The following is an 18,294-nucleotide window of genomic DNA, read 5'->3' as shown; positions in this document are numbered from 1 at the left end:
TTTGATTTTTTTGCGTCTTGAAAAACAATACATTATTTATTTTTCTTTGTGCTTTTGCGTTTTTTTAACCTTGCGAGATTTTTTCTATTTCCCACAGATTTTTTAGCTTGTTGAACTTTTAAAATTTGTGAGAACGATCCCAATCTTTAAATAATTAAATCTTTCAATTATTTAATTATCAGCATCAATCAACACAGCCAGTTGAATACAGGGTTCATCAGACCGGTTGCTCCATGCATGATTCGTTCCTCTTTGAATGACGATGTCCCCCGGTTTCAGAAGAGTTTCGCCTTCTTCCATTATAAGGTAAAGCTCACCGGAAAGAATAATGATATAATCCAGTGTTGGTGTCTGATGCATCATCGGATGAGGTTCATCCTTTTTCCACTCTACTCCTAAATCTTTATCAGGAGGAACAACAACATATCGGAAGTAAGTTCCATTTTTAGGTGTTTGCGGAAATCCGGTATTGGGAATTTTCGTTTCAAAATCTAAAGTTGCTGGCATTTTCTGGGTATTCCATACGTCTGAAATGATCAGTCCCGGAAAATGTTCTACAGCATTTTCTACCTGTTGGTCTTCTATAATAACAGATTTTCCGTCTTTCGTTCCTGTTACGATTCGTCTTGGTATTTTGTTCATAAATTAATGTTTCATAATAAGTTTATGACCTTGGGTCTGATTATTTTTTAATAGAGAATGTGCCTGGATAACGGTATCCAAAGAAAGGTTTCCAACAATTTTATATTGCGGAGGGAGAATCTTTTCATTCTCGATCAATTTTTTTATTTCAAGTAAACTGTTCTTATAATACTCATATTTTTTAACCATTCCGTAGGTATAATTGGAGATATTCATGATCATAGTTCCTTTGTTGAAAAGGGCTTCATGTGCATCTTTAGTGACCAGGGCTGTCACATCCACATATGTTCCGTTAATTTTTAAAACTTCTGCAGTCACTTCCGACATATAGTTCCCAACCAGATCAATTCCATATTCGAAAGGCTGGCCGTTATTAGCTTTTAAAATATTTTCAATCAGATTTTCTTCTTTATAATTGATAATTTGATGATCTTTTAATCCCAGATTGAGAAGAATTTGTCTGTTTTCTTCACTGCCAACAGTTGTTGTGATCTGCCGGATATTATGAGCTAATAAAAGTTTAATCAGAAATGATCCCACACCTCCGGCTGCACCCGTTACTAAAACGGTGTTTTCTGGGTTTAATTTCAAACGGTTAAAGATCTGTAAAGAAGTAAGCCCTGCCGAAGGAATAGCTGCTGCCTGTTCAAACGAAATATTCTTTGGTTTGAAAGAAACAATAGCTTCTGGAACTGAGATATATTCTGTATAAGTACCGTTACTTCCCATAGAGCCGCTGCCGCAATATACTTCATCACCTATGTTGAATTGTATAGCTTCATTACCTTTATCAACTACAATTCCGGACAATTCTCTTCCTAATATCGGAGAACTGATAAGCTTCCTTTCAAGTTCATTTTCCATCATCTGATAATCGATGGGATTGAAACCACTTGCTTTAATCTGAATTAAAACTTCATTACTTTTAGGTTGAGGTTGCTCTGCAAATCCGTCTTCCAGTGTTCCGTTTTTATTTAAAATAACTGCTTTCATATTGTTTTTTGTAAGACAAATGTAAAGACAGAATAGTTTATATTTGCTACTAGTTAACTATTGGTAACTAGTTACCTTGATGAAACTATTATGGCAAAAATTATAGAAAACGGTATCGAAAGAGAAGCAAACTGTACTGAAGAATTGTTTGCAATGCGAGACAGTCTGGATGTTTTAGGCGGAAAATGGAAACTGATGATATTGCGGTATTTAAACAACAGACCAGATCAGAAGATTCATTTTAAAAAGCTGGAACGAAGTATTGAAGGAATTTCTGCTAAAATGTTGAGCAAAGAATTAAAAGAATTGGAAACTAATCTTCTGATCACAAGAACTATTCAGGATACAAAACCAATTACAGTAACATATGCAGTGACGGAATACGGAAAATCTGTATTCCCTGTAACAGAAACATTAGTCAATTGGGGAATTATTCATCGGGAGAAAATTAAAGAATCAATGGGATAGTTATGAGATATTGGAAAACGCAAAGACGCAAGAATTTTCCTTAAATATGTCTTAAGGCGCAAGGATTTTATCTTTGATACAATTTAATTCTGTTGAATTTTGGATGAAATAAACTTGCTGAAAATCTTTGATTTTCTTGCGCCTTAAAGCAGTATGTTATTAAATTTCTTTGCGCCCTTTGCGATGACTAATAAATATTACTTCATAGAGAAAAGATCAAATAATCTATGTTGATGAAAAAATCCTCAGACTAATTTAGGGCTGAGGATTTTAAATAATACCAAATTGTTGATTAATTTTGATCTAACCACGACTGTATCAGTTCAGCGTGATCTTCCACCCATTCTTTAGCAGTAGCTTCTTTATTTTTACTCTGTTCCATTTTCATTAAAAGATCAGACATATTTTCATCATCAAAATGAAGCTTTGAAAAGAATTTGGCCAGTTCCGGATGATCTTTTGAAAAGCTTTTTCTGGAATAGGTTTTAATCTGCTCTGCTTCACCAAATATCTTTTTGGGATCGTCCAGAAACTTAAGTTTCATTTTACCAAACATCCAATGGGGTTGCCATCCTGTTACTACAATCCATTGTTTGCGTTGGATCGCATTCTGTAATTCGGTGATCATGGCGATGGTTGAAGAATTGATCTGTTGATAATCCAACTTATAATCTATAATGGCTTTGTCGGTTCCAGTGGTTAATCCGGCTCCTTTTTCAATTCCAATGATTCTATGACTGAACTGATCTTTATGCTGATTGAGCTCTTCAATGGAATTAATGGTAACGTATTCCGGAACAACTAATCCTATACGGCCGTTGTCATAATTGGTTCCAAGATGAGCCAGTCCCGGAAATTTAGCCAGTTTTTTTGCATGGGTGTAAGGAAGCCAGACTCCCATAAAAAGGTCTGTATCTTCATTATTCATCGAAGCCAGGATCATATCTGTAGAGGCTTTTTGAATGATGACATGATAACCTTGTTTGTCCAGAATGGCTTTTGCCACGTGTGTCATGGCAACATCTTCCGCCCAGCCATCCACCATTCCTATGGTGATATATTTAGATTTTTTTATGTTTTTACACGAACTTAATGTGGTAATTATCAACATTAAGAAAGGTAAAAACAGATATTTTAAATGTTTCATCTTATTGTTTTTTCTTTACAAATCCCTGGGTAATACGATCGAGGATAATGGCTAAAATCACAACAGATAAACCACTTTCAAATCCTAATCCGATATCCAGGTTATTAATTCCTTCCAATACTTTCTCTCCCAAACCACCTGCAGCAATCATTCCTGCAATAACGACCATGGATAATGATAGCAATATGGTTTGATTAATTCCCGTTAAAATCGTTTTCATTGCTAGAGGAAGTTCAACTTTGAATAGAATCTGACGGTTAGTAGCTCCAAAAGCTCTTGCTGCTTCTACAATATCTTTCGGAACGGCTTCAATTCCCAGCGCCGTTAACCGAACCGCTGGAGGCATGGCAAAAATAATGGTTGCAAAAGCTCCGGGTACTTTACCGATACTGAAAAACAGTACAGCCGGGATCAGGTAGACAAATGCGGGCATGGTCTGCATCAAATCCAGTAAAGGACGAATGATTTTGTCTGCTATTTTACTTTTAGCGGCTAAAATACCCAGAGGTATAGAAAGAATAAGGGCGGTAATGGTAGAAACAAAGATAAGCGCCAAGGTTTCCATCGTTTCTTTCCAAAGTCCCATTAAAAATATTAAACTGAGTCCGGCTGCTGTTACCACAGCAATTCCTTTTCCGGCTTTCCATAATGCCAGCAGGGTAAAAAATAGAATGATTACATAAAAAGGAGTGTTTGTTAAAACCCATTCAATCCCCATAATAGAGGCGTTTCCCAGATGTTTTATGACATCAAATACAGGCTTTCCGTTTTCTGTGAGCCAATTGATTGCAGTTTCTACATATTGGCCTATATCTATAGTTTTATTCATCTTATTGATTGTTTGCGATTTCTTTTAATTCTATGATCTCTTTTTCGTTAAACTTTGTAGCTTCTATGATGAGCGATAATTGGGTGATAAGACCTAGGAATTTATTGTCTTCATCTACTACGGCTATGGACGATTTGTTTTCAGAGATCAGCGGTAACATTTCTTCTACAGTCACTTCAGGATAAACCGAAGGCACATTGCTGTTGATAATGGATTCCACTGTAGGTTCTTTCATTTTGGCAATACGAACGACATCGTTAAGTTTTACAAAGCCCAGAAATTTATTTTGAAAGTCTACAACAGGTAAGTTTTCCAGACCTGTAGTTCTCATTTTTCTTAAAGCACCTTCAGGACCGTCTTTTCTGAAGCGTACCACCGTTGCTTTGTCGAACATTAAAGATCTTGCAGTGATAATCGTTTTACGGTCTACTTTCTCTACGAAGGCTTTCACATAGTCACTTGCAGGATTGGTTAAAATATCTTCGGCCGTTCCTATTTGCTCTATGACCCCATCTTTCATAATGACAATACGGTCTCCAATTTTAATAGCTTCATCCAAATCGTGGGTAATGAAGACGATGGTTTTTTGTAATGTATTCTGCAGCTCAAGCATCTGATCCTGCATTTCAGATTTTATCAGAGGATCCAGCGCTGAGAAAGCTTCGTCCATCAGCAAAACCTCAGGATCGTTAGCCAACGCTCTTGCCAATCCTACTCTCTGCTGCATTCCTCCGGAAAGTTGGGAAGGATATTGATTTTCAAATCCGTTTAAACCTACAATATCCAATGCTTTCTGTGCTTTTTGATCACGGGAAGCTTTGTCTTCTCCTCTTATTTCCAGTCCGAAACCTGCATTATCGAGAATATTGTGATGGGGAAGCAGTCCAAATTTCTGAAATACCATACTCATTTCCGTTCTTCTTACTTCCAGCAGTTCTTTGTTGTTTTTACCGGTAATATCATCGTCATTGATGTATACTTTTCCGGAAGTAGGTTCATTCAACCTGTTAAGACAGCGCAGTAAAGTAGATTTTCCACTTCCCGAGAGTCCCATAATGACAAAGAATTCTCCTTCATAGATTTCAAAACTGGCTTTGTTGATTCCTATGGTACAACCTGTTTTTTCAAGAATTTCCTTTTTGGAAAAACCTTTATCCAGTAGTTCCTGGGCTTTTTCTTTGTTTTTACCAAAGATGATGGTCAGGTCTTCCACTTTAAGTTTTACTTTTCGAGTGTTTTCATTTTTTTCCATATTCAGAATTTTTCAATTAATAATTTCATATAAAAAATTGTACACCAATTCATTATATCTATTTAATTTTAGTTGTTCTGCTGATGACGATAGGATAAAATAATTTGTTAAGCCTTTAGTGATAAAAGCTTTAAACAAAAAAATAACAGCATAAAGACCTGCTGGCCTTATGTTTATTTTAAATATTTCAATAGATTATACTCTAGAAAAAGAGTGTATCATGTAAAAAGAAGCTAATCTTTTACATAGATTCTACAATTAAATTACGGATGAGGTAATTACAGATATGTGTACTGAACAACTTGAATGGCTACATTTAATCAAAATGCTTGCCAGCATCAAAAAACTGTATATCAATTTTTTATGACGGTGCAAATTTACGAATTATATATTAAATGAATTTTTCAGTATGTAAGGTGTTGATTTTCAGGTTTATTTTAGAATGGTGATTTCATGATGTTTTTTCTCTTATCATTCAAGGTAAGAGAATATTGATGGGAGAAGAAATCCTGGGAAGATAACTTGTAAGACTATTTCAATAAAATGGCAATAATAGCAAGGATAGCGGGCAAAGCCTGAACGAAAAATATTTTTTTAGTGGCAGAAACAGCACCGTAAATTCCGGCTATTGCTACACATCCTAAAAAGAATAAAGCCACATTGGTTTGCCATTGCGGGTCTTTAATAAGGAATGACCAGATGAGTCCGGCTGCCAGAAAACCATTATACAATCCCTGATTGGCGGCTAAACCTTTGGTGGGTTTAAACATTTCTGCAGGCAGGGCCGCTTTGAAAACTTCTTTTCCTTTGGTTTCCCAGGCGAACATTTCCATCCATAGAATATAAAGGTGTTCCAGTGCTACAACAGCAATCAGAATTTTAGCAACGATTTCCATGATTCAATATTTTCTCTTTGTAAAACTAAAAAAATAAAGTTAAGTTTGAGTATTAATTCTTAAGATGGACTCATTCAAATCACATTTAAACAAATTTATTACTGTAACTGACGAGGAATATACTTCTATTGTTTCTTTTTTTCAGGTTCTTGATGTGAAAAAGAAACAGAAGCTGGTATTGGAAGGAGAAGTGTGCCGTACAATGTATTTTGTAGTAAAAGGATGTCTTAGAAAATTTTTTATCAACGAAAAAGGAGTAGAGCAAACCACGGAATTCGCTATTGAAAACTGGTGGATTACGGATACTTTTGCTTATGAAAGACATATTCCAACGGATTTTTCTATTCAGGCGGTAGAGCATTCCTCTCTTTTAGTCATTGATATGGAGAATCAGGAGCTGCTATTGCAGAAACATCCTATCATGGAACGCTATTTTCGGATGATTTACCAGCGTGCCTATGCTGCGGCAGAACGCAGGATTCGTTATTTGTATGAAATGTCCAGAGAAGAGTTGTATATGCATTTCAGTACGTTATATCCCTGGTTTATTCAGAGAATTCCTCAGTATCTAATTGCTTCTTTCCTTAATCTTACTCCAGAATATCTTAGTGAAATTCGGGCAAAATTACGTTCTTAAACCAGTTTAAGATTTTTACGGATTAGAAACCGGAACTTTGTCATGTAATTAAAAGCCAATACAATGACAGAGACACCTAATCCATTTCCACAGTTATTTTTAAGACTGGCCCTTTCCGTAACCATGCTTTCTGCCGTGGCAGACCGATTCGGATGGTGGAATAAAGAAAGTTCAGCCTGGGGGAATATGACCAATTTTAAAATATATACCAGACAGTTGACATCTTTCCTTCCGGAAGCTTTGAGTACATTCTCTGCATATTCAGCAACTTTTTTCGAAATACTATTTCCTTTGATGCTTATTGTTGGTTTTAAAACCAGAATAGCCGCTTACGGTTGCAGCGTTCTGTTACTGATTTTTGCAGCATCCATGGCTATTTCACTGGGAGCTAAAGCCCCTTTTGATTATTCGGTGTGGGTGGGAAGTGCAGGAGCTCTTTTACTGGCTGTTCAGAAACAGTATTCTTTTAGTATCGATCAATTAACCCAAAAAAATATATAATAATGAGCGCAAGATTAAATATTGCAACAGTAGATGCAGCCGCTTACAAAGCGATGTTAGGATTGGAAGGATATCTTCAGACAATTTCTTTAAGTCATATTCAGAAAGAATTGATTAAAATCCGAGCTTCACAGATTAATAAATGTGCTTTCTGTCTTGATATGCACACTAAAGATGCCATCAAATATGGAGAAAATCCTCAAAGAATCTTTATTCTGAATGGATGGACAGAAGCCAAAGAATTTTTCACTGAAGAAGAGCAGGTGCTACTGGCGATGACAGAAGAAATTACATTAATCAGCGATAAAGGGCTTACTGAAGAAACGTATCAGAAAGCGAAGTCATTCTTTGATGATAACCAGATCGCTCAGATCATCATGGCTATTGTAACGATCAATGCCTGGAACAGAATCGCAGTAAGTACTCATCTTCCGGTTGCAAAATAGTGTAGCAAGGAAGTGAGAAGATGAAGGATGGAAGTTAATGGTGACTGCATCAGAGATGTTTACTTTATTTTTAAGAAAACGGCCTTTCAAATGCTGAAAGGCCGTTTTGATGTAATAAACAAAGTGACAGTGTAATACAGTTTGGTATTAATTCTAACAATAAATTCTAAGGTTGACTTTATTTTTTAAACCGGAATTGCATTGTCTCTCCGCTTCTCTGATATAAAAGTTGTTTGAATTTTACCCAACCACAAAAATCACAAAAGGTTTCATTTTAATACACTTGAGTTCACTTAAGTAAGTTTAAAATGAGACCGCAGAAAAGTTCACAAAAGATGAAAATCAAAGATTTTCACAAAACTTAGGTGTACTTATTACACATAAGGCCGGGTTCTGAAAAAAGTTAAGTGTTTAAAACTTTTGTGCCTTTGGTGGTTAAAATATGAATATAAAAGTTTAAACAACCTCATATTGTAAGCATTTAAATTAATAAATCGCCACAGGATTTACATTCACCTGAGTGGAACCTACATATAAAGGCTGTCCCAGAACGAATAGAAATTCCCATACTTTTTGCTTCACCAGCGGGCGGCTGTCGATAAGTTCCAGGTTATAGATTCCTTTTTTGGCCAGCATAAACTGATTGATCGGGAATTCTTCTTTACTTTTAGGATTAGGATATACTTCTGAAGCCCAGGTATCACCTCCGAAAGCAACAATTCCTTGATCGGCCAGCCATTTTGCAGCTTCCATTCCGATACCGGGTTCTGTTTCCAGAAACTGTTTATTATCTTTTCCTATCAATTCAAGCCATCCGGTATTGAAGAGAAGAACATCTCCTTTTCTTAATGTTATTCCCTGTTTCTTTAGAACAGATTTGATGTCTTCTACTGTAAATTCTGTTCCTCCGGGTACAATAGATTTCCCATAATGAACCGTCATATCAAGAACAACACCTCGGGTAACAAAAGGGGGAACCTTTTCAATTCCTAATTTTTTAACGCCTTCTACTGTTACAAAATCTGTGGCTTTATTTCCATTGTAGTAAGTGTTGTCGATTCCGATATGTCCAATGCCGTTAAGCTGGGTTCCCACACCAGTCCATCCGTTAACCAATTCATCATTGAAGGTGAATTTGTTGGGACCGATGCTTTTTCCTCCCTGTTCACCAGGCTGAATATTATACAAATTGAAACTTCTGTGTCTGAAGGCAGGCAGGTTTTTATCAATAGGAACGGCAAGGGCTAATGTTTTTCCCTGTTTTACTAGTCCTAAGGCTTGTTTTACAACTTCAGGAGTCAGTAAATTGGCGGCTCCGATTTCATCCTTTGTTCCATAAGCAGAAGGATACCATGTTTTATCTTCGGGATTCACAAGGGTTTGAGCCTTTATGGTAACGCTGTTGAATGCCAATAGAGTGATCAGTCCGAGCGTTTTGATCAGATTCTTTTTCATTTTTAAAAAAATTATAGAGAGAAAAGAAAGAAGAAGTGTTGGAAGAGAGAGTTGTAGAGGTTTATATCGTCAATGATATTCTGTTGATAGAATTTCTTCCGGCTTTCTTTTTATGTAAGTTAATAAGAGAATGAAAAGCTACGGATTGGAAGGAAGGAAACATAAAATTTCTTTTTCCAACCCGTAACTTTATATGTTATATCTCGTTTAATGATGAGTTGATGAAGTTCAATTCTTCCTGAGATAGATTGATAGACATTGCCTGTGCATTTTCAATAGCCTGCTGTGCATTTCTTGCTCCTGCCAATACTACGGTGATTGCCGGTTGTAAAGCGGTCCATCTCAATACCAATTGTGAAAGGGTAGCTCCTTTTTCCTGGGCGATAGGTTCAATTTTTTCTAAGAAATTTTTTACTTTATCCAGGTCAAACTGAGAGAAATATCCATTTCTGTGGTCATTGTCTTTCAGTGTATTGTTTTTGAAATACTTACCTGTAAGAAGACCTCTTTCCATAGGGCTGTAAACGATGATTCCTGAATTGTTTTCTAAAGAATAAGGAACAAGATCGCTCTCAATGGAACGGTTCAGCATACTGTATGAAACCTGATTGCTGGCTAATTTTAAAGTCCTATTAGCTTCTTCCATTTGGTCTACACTGTAATTACTTACTCCGGCAGCTCTTATTTTTCCTTGTTGAATCAATAATTCCATTGCTTCCATCGTTTCATTGATTGGAGTAGTGCTGTCTGGCCAGTGAAGTTGCAAAAGGTCGATATAATCTGTTCCTAATCTTTTTAAACTTTCTTCAACTTCTTTGATGATATTTTCTTTTGAAGCGACTTTATAAACAGGGATTGTTTTCCCTTCATCTTCAGCATCAAAGAAAAATTCTCCTTTTCCATTATTGCTTCCGTCCCATACCAATCCGAATTTGGTGAGAAGCTGAATTTTTGAACGGTCTTTTCCTTTGATTGCTTCTCCAATCATTTCTTCACTTAATCCGAAACCGTAGAAAGGTGCTGTATCTATTGAAGTTACTCCATGATCCAAAGATGCATGAATAGAATTGATAGAGTCTTGTTTTTCGTTACCACCCCACATATTTCCACCAATAGCGAAAGCACCGTGCGTGATTGTTGATAATTCTAAGTCTGTATTTCCTAATTTTCTGTATTCCATTTTTTTGTTTTACAATTGTTGTTGTGTTGAACCACCACGTCAAAAATTCTTTGAATTTTCGCCACCCCTCCAGAGGAGGGGAATTCTCGTTGTTTCAATGGTGGCAGTTTTAAGAACTTAAATGTTTTCTCTGCATTTTGAATAGCAGCTTATTTTTATTTAAGCATTTGAAAAGCTTTTGTGGTTAAAACCTGTCTGTTATTTTTTTAATTCTTTTAAGATGGCTTCTCCTACACTTTTTGCCGATTGAGGATTTTGGCCTGTAATCACTCTTTGGTCGGTTACTACATGATTTTGCCAGAGCCCCGATTTTTCAAATTTAGCCCCTCTTTCTTTCAGTTTATCTTCCAGTAAAAAAGGAACTACGTCTGTAAGTTTTACTGCCGCTTCTTCTTCATCGGTAAAGGCATTGATCTTTTTTCCGTCTACCAGATATTTTCCGTTGGTAAGTTTAATATTAACCAAACCTGCCGGACCATGACAAACACCTGCTACAATTCCTCCATTTTCATAGATTGTAGAAGCAATCGCTGCCAGTTCTGTATTATCAGCGAAATCCCACATGGCTCCATGACCTCCTGCATAAAAAATAGTAGAATATTCTTTTGGATTCACCTGAGAAGGCTGTAAAGAATGATCAATTTTATCTTTGTATTCTTTATTTTCCCAGAATTCTTTGTTTACAGGATCTTTTAAATCGAAACCATCTACCGGAGGAGTTCCTCCTTTTGGACTTACAAAGTCGATTTCATACCCTGCTTTGTGAAGAACTTCCCAAGGGTGAGAAACTTCTCCCAAATAGTATCCTGTATCTTCACCGGTACTTCCTTTTTTATCGTGACTGGTGACTACAAATAAAATCTTCTTTTTCATATGTTTTGATTTTTTGGTTTGTGCCTGAACGATTCCTATAGCGAAGACAGCCAGTATTAATAAAGCAAACCTTTTCATAATTAAAGAATGTGTGTTAAATAAATTTGTGGCGTTTCCTGAAGCTTTTCATCTACCAAAGCTCCGAAAGCCTGGATATAAGGTTGCTGATTATGCTGTTCCAATCCTGCTTCGTTTTTCCAGATTTCGTAGAAGATGAACTGATTTTTGTCCTCTATTCCCTGGTGAAGATTATACAATTCACAGGCTTCTTCTTTTCTGGTTTCCTGAACCATATTCTGAAGAACTTCCAATACTTCTTTCTGATGTTCTTCTTTGGCTTTAATAACTGCGGTAAGGTGAATTTTCATTATACTAATTCTGGTTTTAATTCTGTGGCAAATACATTTCTTACATGCTCTCTGTACAATTTCATATCACGTTCTACATTAGCATTCTTTTCTACATCATGAAAGTGGAAACTTTTCATTTTTTCTAATGAAACAAAGGCGTTCATTCTATGGAATCCAAATAATGGTCCATCATCTACACTTTTCTCACTGAAAAACTCTCCGGGAAGGGTGAAAGCGGTAGCAGGGGCATTCCAGCTTGTAGTCAGCATATATTTTCTTCCGTTAAGCATTCCTCCCGTTCCATAGTTAATTTCCGGGTTTTCAGCATTTCTTCCGTCACTCATATAAATACCTTTGGCGTGACCGGCAGTGAAAACTTCATCAATATATTTTTTTAATCCATTGGGAAGCTGAAACCACCAGATTGGAGTGTGGTAAATAATATAATCGGCCCATACAAATTTTTGAACCTCTTCATCTTTATCATACCCCTCACTTACATTGGTTATCTTTACGTCTACATTATCGAATTCTTTAAGGACCGCTAAAGTATTCTCTGCAATAGTCTGATTATATTTTCCTCCAGAATGTCCAAAGTTCTGTCCTCCGTTGATGATTAATACTTTTTTCATTTTTTTATGATTGTTTAAATTTTACTCTGCAAAGTTAGAAGGGAATATTGTATAATAAAAATAATATAAATTATATCAAAGTATTATAATAGTTATAGTTTGTAAAATACTGTATGTTGAAAATTCCTAAGTCAGCATTGATTTTAAAAAGAGAAAAGTAACAATTGATGAATCTTCTCTTTATGGTAAAATGTCATATCATATCTGAAGACGAATTCCTTTTTGTCTCGTAAATTTGTATAACAAATTGAAGGACAATGATACAGATTGCAGTTTTTAGTGATGTGCATGGGAATCTTCCTGCATTGGAGGCAGTACTGAATGATATTGAGCAGAGAGGAATTCATCAGAAATTCTGCCTAGGAGATCTTGTAGATTTTGCTCCGTGGGGCAATGAAGTTATAAAGAAAATTAAAAATCTGAATATTCCTTGTTTAATGGGAAATCACGATGAGAGAATTGCCTTTGATATCCCTGTTGTTGCTTTGTCTAAGCATTCGGAAGAAGAAACCAGCGCCAGATTTATTGCTATAGATCATTCTAAAAAACATATTACACAAGAAAACAAAAATTTTTTAGCAGAATTGCCATTTCATTTCAAACTCAACTATAAAGTGGGTGAAAAACATTGGAAAATACAGCTTGTACATTCCAGCCTGGAAAGCAATGACACTTATTTGTATGAATCCGAAAATGATGAGGTGTTTACCAATATGCTGAGAGAATCTCAATCTGACCTCGTAGCGATGGGGCATACCCATTTATCATTCAAAAAACAATTTGAAAATGGAACCTGGGCCATTAACTGCGGTTCTGTAGGTCGTTCCAAAGAGGAAAACAGATTGGCTTCCTATCTGATTCTTACGCTCAACGAAGAAAATATCATTCCGGAGATCATACAATTGAGCTATCCTCTTGAAGAAGTTGCCCGTCAGATCGAAGAAAGTGGGATTCCGAATTACTATGCTTCATTTTTAAGAAACGAAAAGTTATCAATATAATAATTGTTTTGTAACTTTGTATCAGAATATTAATGATATAAGTTATGGTCAATTTAGAATGGTATCGTACTTTTAAAGCCATCTATAAAACCGGAACACTCACCGGAGCAGCAGATGCTTTATTCATTTCGCAACCAGGAGTAAGTCTGCATTTAAGTTCTCTTGAAGCTTATGTGGGCTATAAACTGTTTGACAGAACGGGCAGAAAAATGATTCCTACAGAAAGAGGAAAAGTTTTGTTTAATGCCGTTGCCGAACCCATCACTAAGCTCGAAGATGTAGAGAAAAATTTTCAAAAATCAACAGAAAAACATACCCCGACCATTAGTGTGGGAATGTGCTTTGAGACTTTTCAGACGACTTTGGAGCAGTATGTTTCCTCTTTGTCTTTTAACCTGATTATCAGTTTTGGAGAATATCCCGAAATGTTGGATCAACTGGATAAAGGTATTCTGGATCTTATTATCACACCCAAAAAAGGATCTTCTCCCAATATAGAGCACGAGGCTTTCTCTTCGGAACAAATTGTTCTTGTTGGCGGAAAAGATACGGATACAGCAGCTTTTAATAAAGTGTTGAAATCAAAAGATGCCGAACAGATAGAAAATTGGCTGAAGAACGAAAAATGGTACGGAACGACAGGTGATATGGAACATCTCTTTCATTTCTGGACTTTAAATTTCGGGCATAAACCTGACTTTAGACCCAATTATATCGTTCCTAACCTAAATTCAATCATCCGCTGTCTGAAAGGAGGGACCGGACTGGCCGTTATTCCGGACTTTTTATGTAAAAATGAAATTGAAAACGGAGACGTTAAACTGATTTGGGAAGGAAAAAAGAAGCTGGAAAATACTTTGTATTTCGGATGCAGAAAGAAAACCAATTACCAGACGGAAATAGAACACATCAAAGGATTATTCCGAAAAGTGATGGGTAAGTAGAACCATATCCCGCATTTGTAAACCGTTTTCGTAAATAGGTTCAGGATAATTTTCAATAAAGAAATTTTTCTTTACACCTGTTTTCAGAAATCCGTTTTTCTCATAAAACCTGATCTGTTGGAAGCCGGTGTCCGAAGTTCCAACGGTCAGTTTTTTGTAATGATGGGCTTGGGCAATTTCTTTAGCCTTATTGATGAGAATACTTCCAATTCCTTTACTTCTGTAAGCATCAATGACTGCGATGTTTTTTATTTCCAGTTCAGTGTCATTATTTTTGTGAAGAGCCATTACAGCAATGTTTTGTTCTCCGTCAATCAAAAGATAAATATCACAATTGAAAATATACTGATCAATAGCTTCAGTGGTTTCATCGGCTAAAAGCAGTAGATCATACGGGATTTTAGACCCCGGTTCCAGAAGTTTAAAAGTAAAATGTTCCATTATAAACTCATGTGAATAAGTGGATAATCTTTTCCAGAACCATCTTTCTCAGATCTTCCGATTTTTTTGAATCCCATTCTTTCATAGAAACCTATTGCCTGTGGGTTTTGCTCGTTAACATCTACTTTGGTAAGCCCGGTTTTCTCTTTCATAAAATGATAAAGCTCTTTACCAAAACCTTTTCCACGAACATCATTATGAATGAAAAGCATTTCCAGGTTACCTTCTACTACAGACGCAAAACCTTTGGCATCATCGTTTTCTGTAATTAAATATACTTCCAGATTCGGAAGATAGTCTCTTGGTATCGCTTCTTTGAAATAATTGAAATCTTCTTCTGCAAGAAAGTCGTGGGTAGCCTGTACTGCCGATTCCCAGATTTCCATAATTCTTGAATAATCCTCAGCATTGGCCAGTCTAATTGAATGCGACATACTTATAAATTTATACAAAAATAGAAAAATTGAGGTAGGTAAAAGAAAAACCATAGATAATGAATGACAATGATACCGTTAAATTCACCAATGAAAAATAGACATTCATAGAGGGAAAATGAAATCTTGGTTTCTTTGAATAGCTTTTTTTGCTTGAAAAATTTAATAGAAACAGTAAAATTGGTAAGCGGAAATCCCGATTTTTTGTCGCAAATTTGTTTAATCACTTTATATTAAAATCAAAAATAAACAAGTATGCAAAAGAAAACCTATACAGGACAGCCTGTGGTAACTTTCAATAACGGAGTAGATATTCCGGCTTTAGGATTTGGAGTATGGCAGATGGAGGATCTGAAAGAATGTGAGAATGCTGTAATCAAAGCTATCCAGACCGGATACAGAATGATTGATACAGCTGCCATTTATCAGAATGAAACGGCAGTAGGTGCAGCAGTGAAAAGTAGCGGTGTAAACAGAGATGAGTTGTTTATCACATCAAAAGTGTGGGTTCAGGATCACGGGTATGAAAAAGCAAAAGCCGCTTTTCAGAGAACTTTAGACAGATTACAAATGGATTATCTTGATTTGTATCTTATCCACTGGCCTTATGGGGACTTTATCGGAACCTGGAAAGCTTTGGAAGATTTATATAAAGAAGGGAAGATCAAAGCAATTGGAGTATGTAATTTTACCGTTGAAAAACTGGAAGAATTAAAAGCTAATTCAACCATTTTACCTGTCATCAACCAAATTGAACTTCACCCGGTATTTCAGCAAAAAGAACTTCAGGTATACGATAGAGAAAATAATATTGTAACACAGCCTTGGAGTCCTCTTGGAAACGGGAATGCTAATCTGTTAAGTAATCCTGAATTGAAATCTATTGCTGAAAAGTATGGTAAAACAGTAGCGCAGGTAATTTTAAGATGGCATTTGCAGGAAGGTTTTGTAGTGATTCCAAAATCTGTAACTCCGTCAAGAATTGAAGAAAATTTCAATGTATTTGATTTTGAAATGACAGAAGATGAAATGAACGTAGTACGTTCTTTGGACACAGGAAAAAGACTGTTCTTTGATCCGAAAGATCCGGAGTGGGAGCAAAAAATGCTTAATTCTGTAGCCGATATTTAATGGTTAGAAATTGAAAACTATTCCCGCAGATTTCGCTGACAATACAGATATATTCTGTGAGACTGGTGAAATTTGCGGGATTTTTTATGGAAAGACATCTTTGTGAGCTATATCATGTGATTCCGGTGTGGGCATTGCTTCTTTCTTCGTAAATTTTTATAAAAATAATTCTTATGTTCTGGTCAGATACAATCAGTAAAAAATTGGGGATAGAATACCCTGTCATTCAGGCTCCTATGTTTGGAGTGAGTACAACAGAGATGGTGGCTGCTGCTACGAGAGCAGGGTGTCTGGGATCTCTGGCACTGGCGGATCTCTCTGCCGATCAAACTGTAGCGTTGATCAGAGAAACGAAAAAATTAACCCATAAGCCTTTTGCTGCAAACATTTTTGTTCACAATATTTCTGAAATTACGGCGGCTTTAAAGGAAAAATTTCTGAAAACGAAGCAGTTCATAGAACAATTGGCTTTGGATCATCATATTGAAGTAAAACTTCCTGATCTTGAAGAGATTAAAGTGAATTCCTATCATGAGCAGGTAGAAGCGATTATCCAGGAGCAGTGTAAGATTGTAAGTTTTACTTTTGGCAATCTGGATGATGAGAGTATTTTAAAATTGAAAGAGAGCGGTGCAACCCTCATAGGAACCTGTACCTCTATGAAAGAAGCTCAGATTCTTGAGAAATCGGGAATTGATATTATATGTGTTCAAGGTATTGAAGCAGGGGGCCACCGCGGAACGTTTGATGGTGATCATATCCTGCAAATCGGAGGATTATCTTTGCTGTCACATATCTACGATCATGTCAATGTTCCGTTGATCTATGCGGGCGGAATTTATAATGCGAAAACTTTACGTGCTGTAAAAGATTTGGGGGCTCAGGGTTTCCAGGTTGGTAATCTTTTATTAGCTTCCCAGGAAAGTGCTTTGTTGTCATTTGAGAAAGAAAGGTTGCAACACGTAAAAGAAGAAGATATCTTACTTACCAAAAGCTTCTCAGGAAGATACGCCAGAGGAATTAATAACAAATACATCCAAGCTGTAGAAGGCTCGGAGTATATTCTACCTTATCCTTATCAGAATAAATTGACGAATGCATTACGCAAAGCGGCAAAATCTTTACAGAATCCTGAGTTTGTAGGAATCTGGATTGGACAGTCTATTCATCGATATAGTGAGCTTTCTACAGAAGAAATATTGAAAAAACTGATCAAAGAATGTGAAAGGTAGTTTTTGGATAACTCTAATTTGATGATAATTTTATATTTTCGTGACTTAATATCATTTCAAAGTACCGGAATTTTGTTTTTTTGTTGAAACATTTCAGGAATAATGATCTGATCATTTATAAAAACTAAAAATCAACGAAAACAGACATGAAATTTTCAGAAGGAATTCAGAGATTGCTTCCCTTTGGCTATCTTTTTCTTGTAATAATGGGAATATTGAAAGAGAGTGTTTTTTACTATCAGATTGGTATCAACATTCTGAAATATTCAACAATAATGGACATTCTGATTAGTCCAATCGCTACATTAACTTCTCACCCGATTATTTTGATTGCAGTGATAGGTCTGGTGATCTCTTCATTTGCATTTCCCTCATTTTTGTCTAAACAAGCCAATAAAAACAAAAAATGGGCAATAAAAATGGCTGCGCTTAAAGAACACGAAAGTATGAGCAAAGAGGAAATTGAGAACCACTTTACAAATATGTTTATAAGGTTTTTAGCGATGATGATGCTCTCTTTCTTCCTGGGAATAGGAGTGGGAGAAGGAATGGAACTGACTAAAAAGATAAAAGAAAACCGTCTTAAGTATGATTACACTTTAAACTACGGTGATCAAAATTCTGAAGAGATCAGCCTCATAGGATCCAACAGTATGTATTATATTTATCTGTCGAAAGGAAATAAAACCATAAAAATTATGCCTTTAGGTTCCGTTAAAAGTATTGAACTGACTCATAATAAAAAGCTGGCAGATTAGATATTGAATGCCCGTAAAGTATACATAATAAAAAAGCTTCAGAATATTTTTC

General features: G+C 36.0%; 22 protein-coding genes. 9 read left to right on the top strand and 13 right to left on the bottom strand.

All coding sequences use genetic code 11. The annotated features are described in order from the left end of the window. Positions 1-171: 171 nt before the first annotated feature. Together ACL9RH_RS17895 and ACL9RH_RS17890 are read right to left on the bottom strand one after the other, a co-directional pair. Positions 172-642 carry a cupin domain-containing protein gene (locus tag ACL9RH_RS17895; RefSeq protein WP_422694713.1) on the bottom strand — a complete coding sequence of 157 codons (471 nt, stop codon included), beginning with the start codon at positions 640-642 and terminating at the stop codon, positions 172-174. Positions 643-645: 3 nt separating this feature from the next. Next, positions 646-1,635: an NADP-dependent oxidoreductase gene (locus ACL9RH_RS17890; RefSeq protein ID WP_422694712.1), complete on the bottom strand. Its 990-nt coding sequence runs from the start codon at positions 1,633-1,635 to the stop codon at positions 646-648. Between the two features lie 90 nt (positions 1,636-1,725). Here ACL9RH_RS17890 and ACL9RH_RS17885 point away from each other — a divergent pair, with 90 nt between their 5' ends. Next, entirely contained in the window at positions 1,726-2,103 is a 378-nt protein-coding gene (locus ACL9RH_RS17885; RefSeq protein WP_422694711.1) for a winged helix-turn-helix transcriptional regulator, read from the top strand. A 292-nt stretch (positions 2,104-2,395) separates the two neighbouring features. Here the strand turns inward: ACL9RH_RS17885 and ACL9RH_RS17880 are convergent, their stop codons facing one another. The 4 genes from ACL9RH_RS17880 to ACL9RH_RS17865 form a co-directional block, all read right to left on the bottom strand. Further along, positions 2,396-3,250: a glycine betaine ABC transporter substrate-binding protein gene (locus ACL9RH_RS17880; RefSeq protein WP_422694710.1), complete on the bottom strand. Its 855-nt coding sequence runs from the start codon at positions 3,248-3,250 to the stop codon at positions 2,396-2,398. A 1-nt stretch (position 3,251) separates the two neighbouring features. Next, on the bottom strand, positions 3,252-4,079 hold the full coding sequence (locus ACL9RH_RS17875; protein ID WP_422694709.1) for an ABC transporter permease: 828 nt from the start codon (positions 4,077-4,079) through the stop codon (positions 3,252-3,254). A gap of 1 nt (position 4,080) precedes the next feature. Next, positions 4,081-5,331 (bottom strand): quaternary amine ABC transporter ATP-binding protein, encoded by a 1,251-nt coding sequence (locus tag ACL9RH_RS17870; RefSeq protein ID WP_422694708.1) that lies wholly within the window; start codon positions 5,329-5,331, stop codon positions 4,081-4,083. Positions 5,332-5,861: 530 nt separating this feature from the next. Continuing rightward, positions 5,862-6,227 (bottom strand): DUF1304 domain-containing protein, encoded by a 366-nt coding sequence (locus ACL9RH_RS17865; protein WP_422694707.1) that lies wholly within the window; start codon positions 6,225-6,227, stop codon positions 5,862-5,864. A 64-nt stretch (positions 6,228-6,291) separates the two neighbouring features. On the opposite strand from ACL9RH_RS17865, the gene ACL9RH_RS17860 reads away from it, so the two are divergent. The 3 genes from ACL9RH_RS17860 to ACL9RH_RS17850 all read left to right on the top strand — a co-directional run bounded on the left by ACL9RH_RS17860 (position 6,292) and on the right by ACL9RH_RS17850 (position 7,811). Next, positions 6,292-6,864, top strand: a complete 573-nt coding sequence (locus ACL9RH_RS17860) for a Crp/Fnr family transcriptional regulator (protein ID WP_422694706.1) — start codon at positions 6,292-6,294, stop codon at positions 6,862-6,864. Between the two features lie 63 nt (positions 6,865-6,927). Further along, on the top strand, positions 6,928-7,365 hold the full coding sequence (locus ACL9RH_RS17855; RefSeq protein WP_422694705.1) for a DoxX family protein: 438 nt from the start codon (positions 6,928-6,930) through the stop codon (positions 7,363-7,365). A gap of 2 nt (positions 7,366-7,367) precedes the next feature. Continuing rightward, the gene (locus ACL9RH_RS17850; RefSeq protein ID WP_422694704.1) at positions 7,368-7,811 is read left to right on the top strand and encodes a carboxymuconolactone decarboxylase family protein; all 444 of its coding nucleotides are present in this window, start codon (positions 7,368-7,370) and stop codon (positions 7,809-7,811) included. 486 nt (positions 7,812-8,297) lie between these two features. Here the strand turns inward: ACL9RH_RS17850 and ACL9RH_RS17845 are convergent, their stop codons facing one another. The 5 genes from ACL9RH_RS17845 to ACL9RH_RS17825 all read right to left on the bottom strand — a co-directional run bounded on the left by ACL9RH_RS17845 (position 8,298) and on the right by ACL9RH_RS17825 (position 12,301). After that, positions 8,298-9,266 (bottom strand): cyclase family protein, encoded by a 969-nt coding sequence (locus ACL9RH_RS17845; protein WP_422694703.1) that lies wholly within the window; start codon positions 9,264-9,266, stop codon positions 8,298-8,300. Positions 9,267-9,462: 196 nt separating this feature from the next. Next, the gene (locus ACL9RH_RS17840) at positions 9,463-10,446 is read right to left on the bottom strand and encodes an aldo/keto reductase (protein WP_422694702.1); all 984 of its coding nucleotides are present in this window, start codon (positions 10,444-10,446) and stop codon (positions 9,463-9,465) included. Positions 10,447-10,644: 198 nt separating this feature from the next. Then, a complete protein-coding gene (locus tag ACL9RH_RS17835; RefSeq protein WP_422694701.1) occupies positions 10,645-11,319 on the bottom strand; it encodes a type 1 glutamine amidotransferase domain-containing protein in 675 nt (224 codons plus the stop codon). Positions 11,320-11,399: 80 nt separating this feature from the next. Further along, a complete protein-coding gene (locus ACL9RH_RS17830; RefSeq protein WP_422694700.1) occupies positions 11,400-11,687 on the bottom strand; it encodes a putative quinol monooxygenase in 288 nt (95 codons plus the stop codon). Next, positions 11,687-12,301, bottom strand: coding sequence for an NAD(P)H-dependent oxidoreductase (locus ACL9RH_RS17825; protein ID WP_422694699.1), 615 nt, complete (start codon positions 12,299-12,301; stop codon positions 11,687-11,689). The genes ACL9RH_RS17830 and ACL9RH_RS17825 overlap by 1 nt, the downstream gene beginning before the upstream one ends. A 257-nt stretch (positions 12,302-12,558) precedes the next feature. Between ACL9RH_RS17825 and ACL9RH_RS17820 the strand changes: the two genes are divergently transcribed. Then, positions 12,559-13,302: a metallophosphoesterase family protein gene (locus ACL9RH_RS17820; RefSeq protein ID WP_422694698.1), complete on the top strand. Its 744-nt coding sequence runs from the start codon at positions 12,559-12,561 to the stop codon at positions 13,300-13,302. Between the two features lie 44 nt (positions 13,303-13,346). Then, the gene (locus ACL9RH_RS17815; RefSeq protein ID WP_422694697.1) at positions 13,347-14,246 is read left to right on the top strand and encodes a LysR family transcriptional regulator; all 900 of its coding nucleotides are present in this window, start codon (positions 13,347-13,349) and stop codon (positions 14,244-14,246) included. Here ACL9RH_RS17815 and ACL9RH_RS17810 read toward each other — a convergent pair. Beyond that, positions 14,220-14,687: a GNAT family N-acetyltransferase gene (locus ACL9RH_RS17810; protein ID WP_422694696.1), complete on the bottom strand. Its 468-nt coding sequence runs from the start codon at positions 14,685-14,687 to the stop codon at positions 14,220-14,222. The two genes, ACL9RH_RS17815 and ACL9RH_RS17810, sit on opposite strands and share 27 nt — an antisense overlap. Continuing rightward, a complete protein-coding gene (locus tag ACL9RH_RS17805; RefSeq protein ID WP_422694695.1) occupies positions 14,687-15,121 on the bottom strand; it encodes a GNAT family N-acetyltransferase in 435 nt (144 codons plus the stop codon). The genes ACL9RH_RS17810 and ACL9RH_RS17805 overlap by 1 nt, the downstream gene beginning before the upstream one ends. 255 nt (positions 15,122-15,376) lie before the next feature. Between ACL9RH_RS17805 and ACL9RH_RS17800 the strand changes: the two genes are divergently transcribed. The 3 genes from ACL9RH_RS17800 (at position 15,377) to ACL9RH_RS17790 (ending at position 18,242) form a co-directional block, all read left to right on the top strand. Continuing rightward, positions 15,377-16,252: an aldo/keto reductase gene (locus ACL9RH_RS17800; RefSeq protein WP_422694694.1), complete on the top strand. Its 876-nt coding sequence runs from the start codon at positions 15,377-15,379 to the stop codon at positions 16,250-16,252. A gap of 173 nt (positions 16,253-16,425) precedes the next feature. Continuing rightward, complete coding sequence (locus ACL9RH_RS17795) at positions 16,426-17,484, top strand: NAD(P)H-dependent flavin oxidoreductase (protein WP_422694693.1); 1,059 nt, start codon at positions 16,426-16,428, stop codon at positions 17,482-17,484. Between the two features lie 146 nt (positions 17,485-17,630). Continuing rightward, entirely contained in the window at positions 17,631-18,242 is a 612-nt protein-coding gene (locus ACL9RH_RS17790) for a hypothetical protein (protein ID WP_422694692.1), read from the top strand. Positions 18,243-18,294: the final 52 nt, after the last annotated feature.

The sequence above is a fragment of the Chryseobacterium sp. Mn2064 genome (genome assembly GCF_049319685.1).
Taxonomy (GTDB): domain Bacteria; phylum Bacteroidota; class Bacteroidia; order Flavobacteriales; family Weeksellaceae; genus Chryseobacterium.
This window is presented reverse-complemented; position numbering and strand designations above follow the sequence as displayed.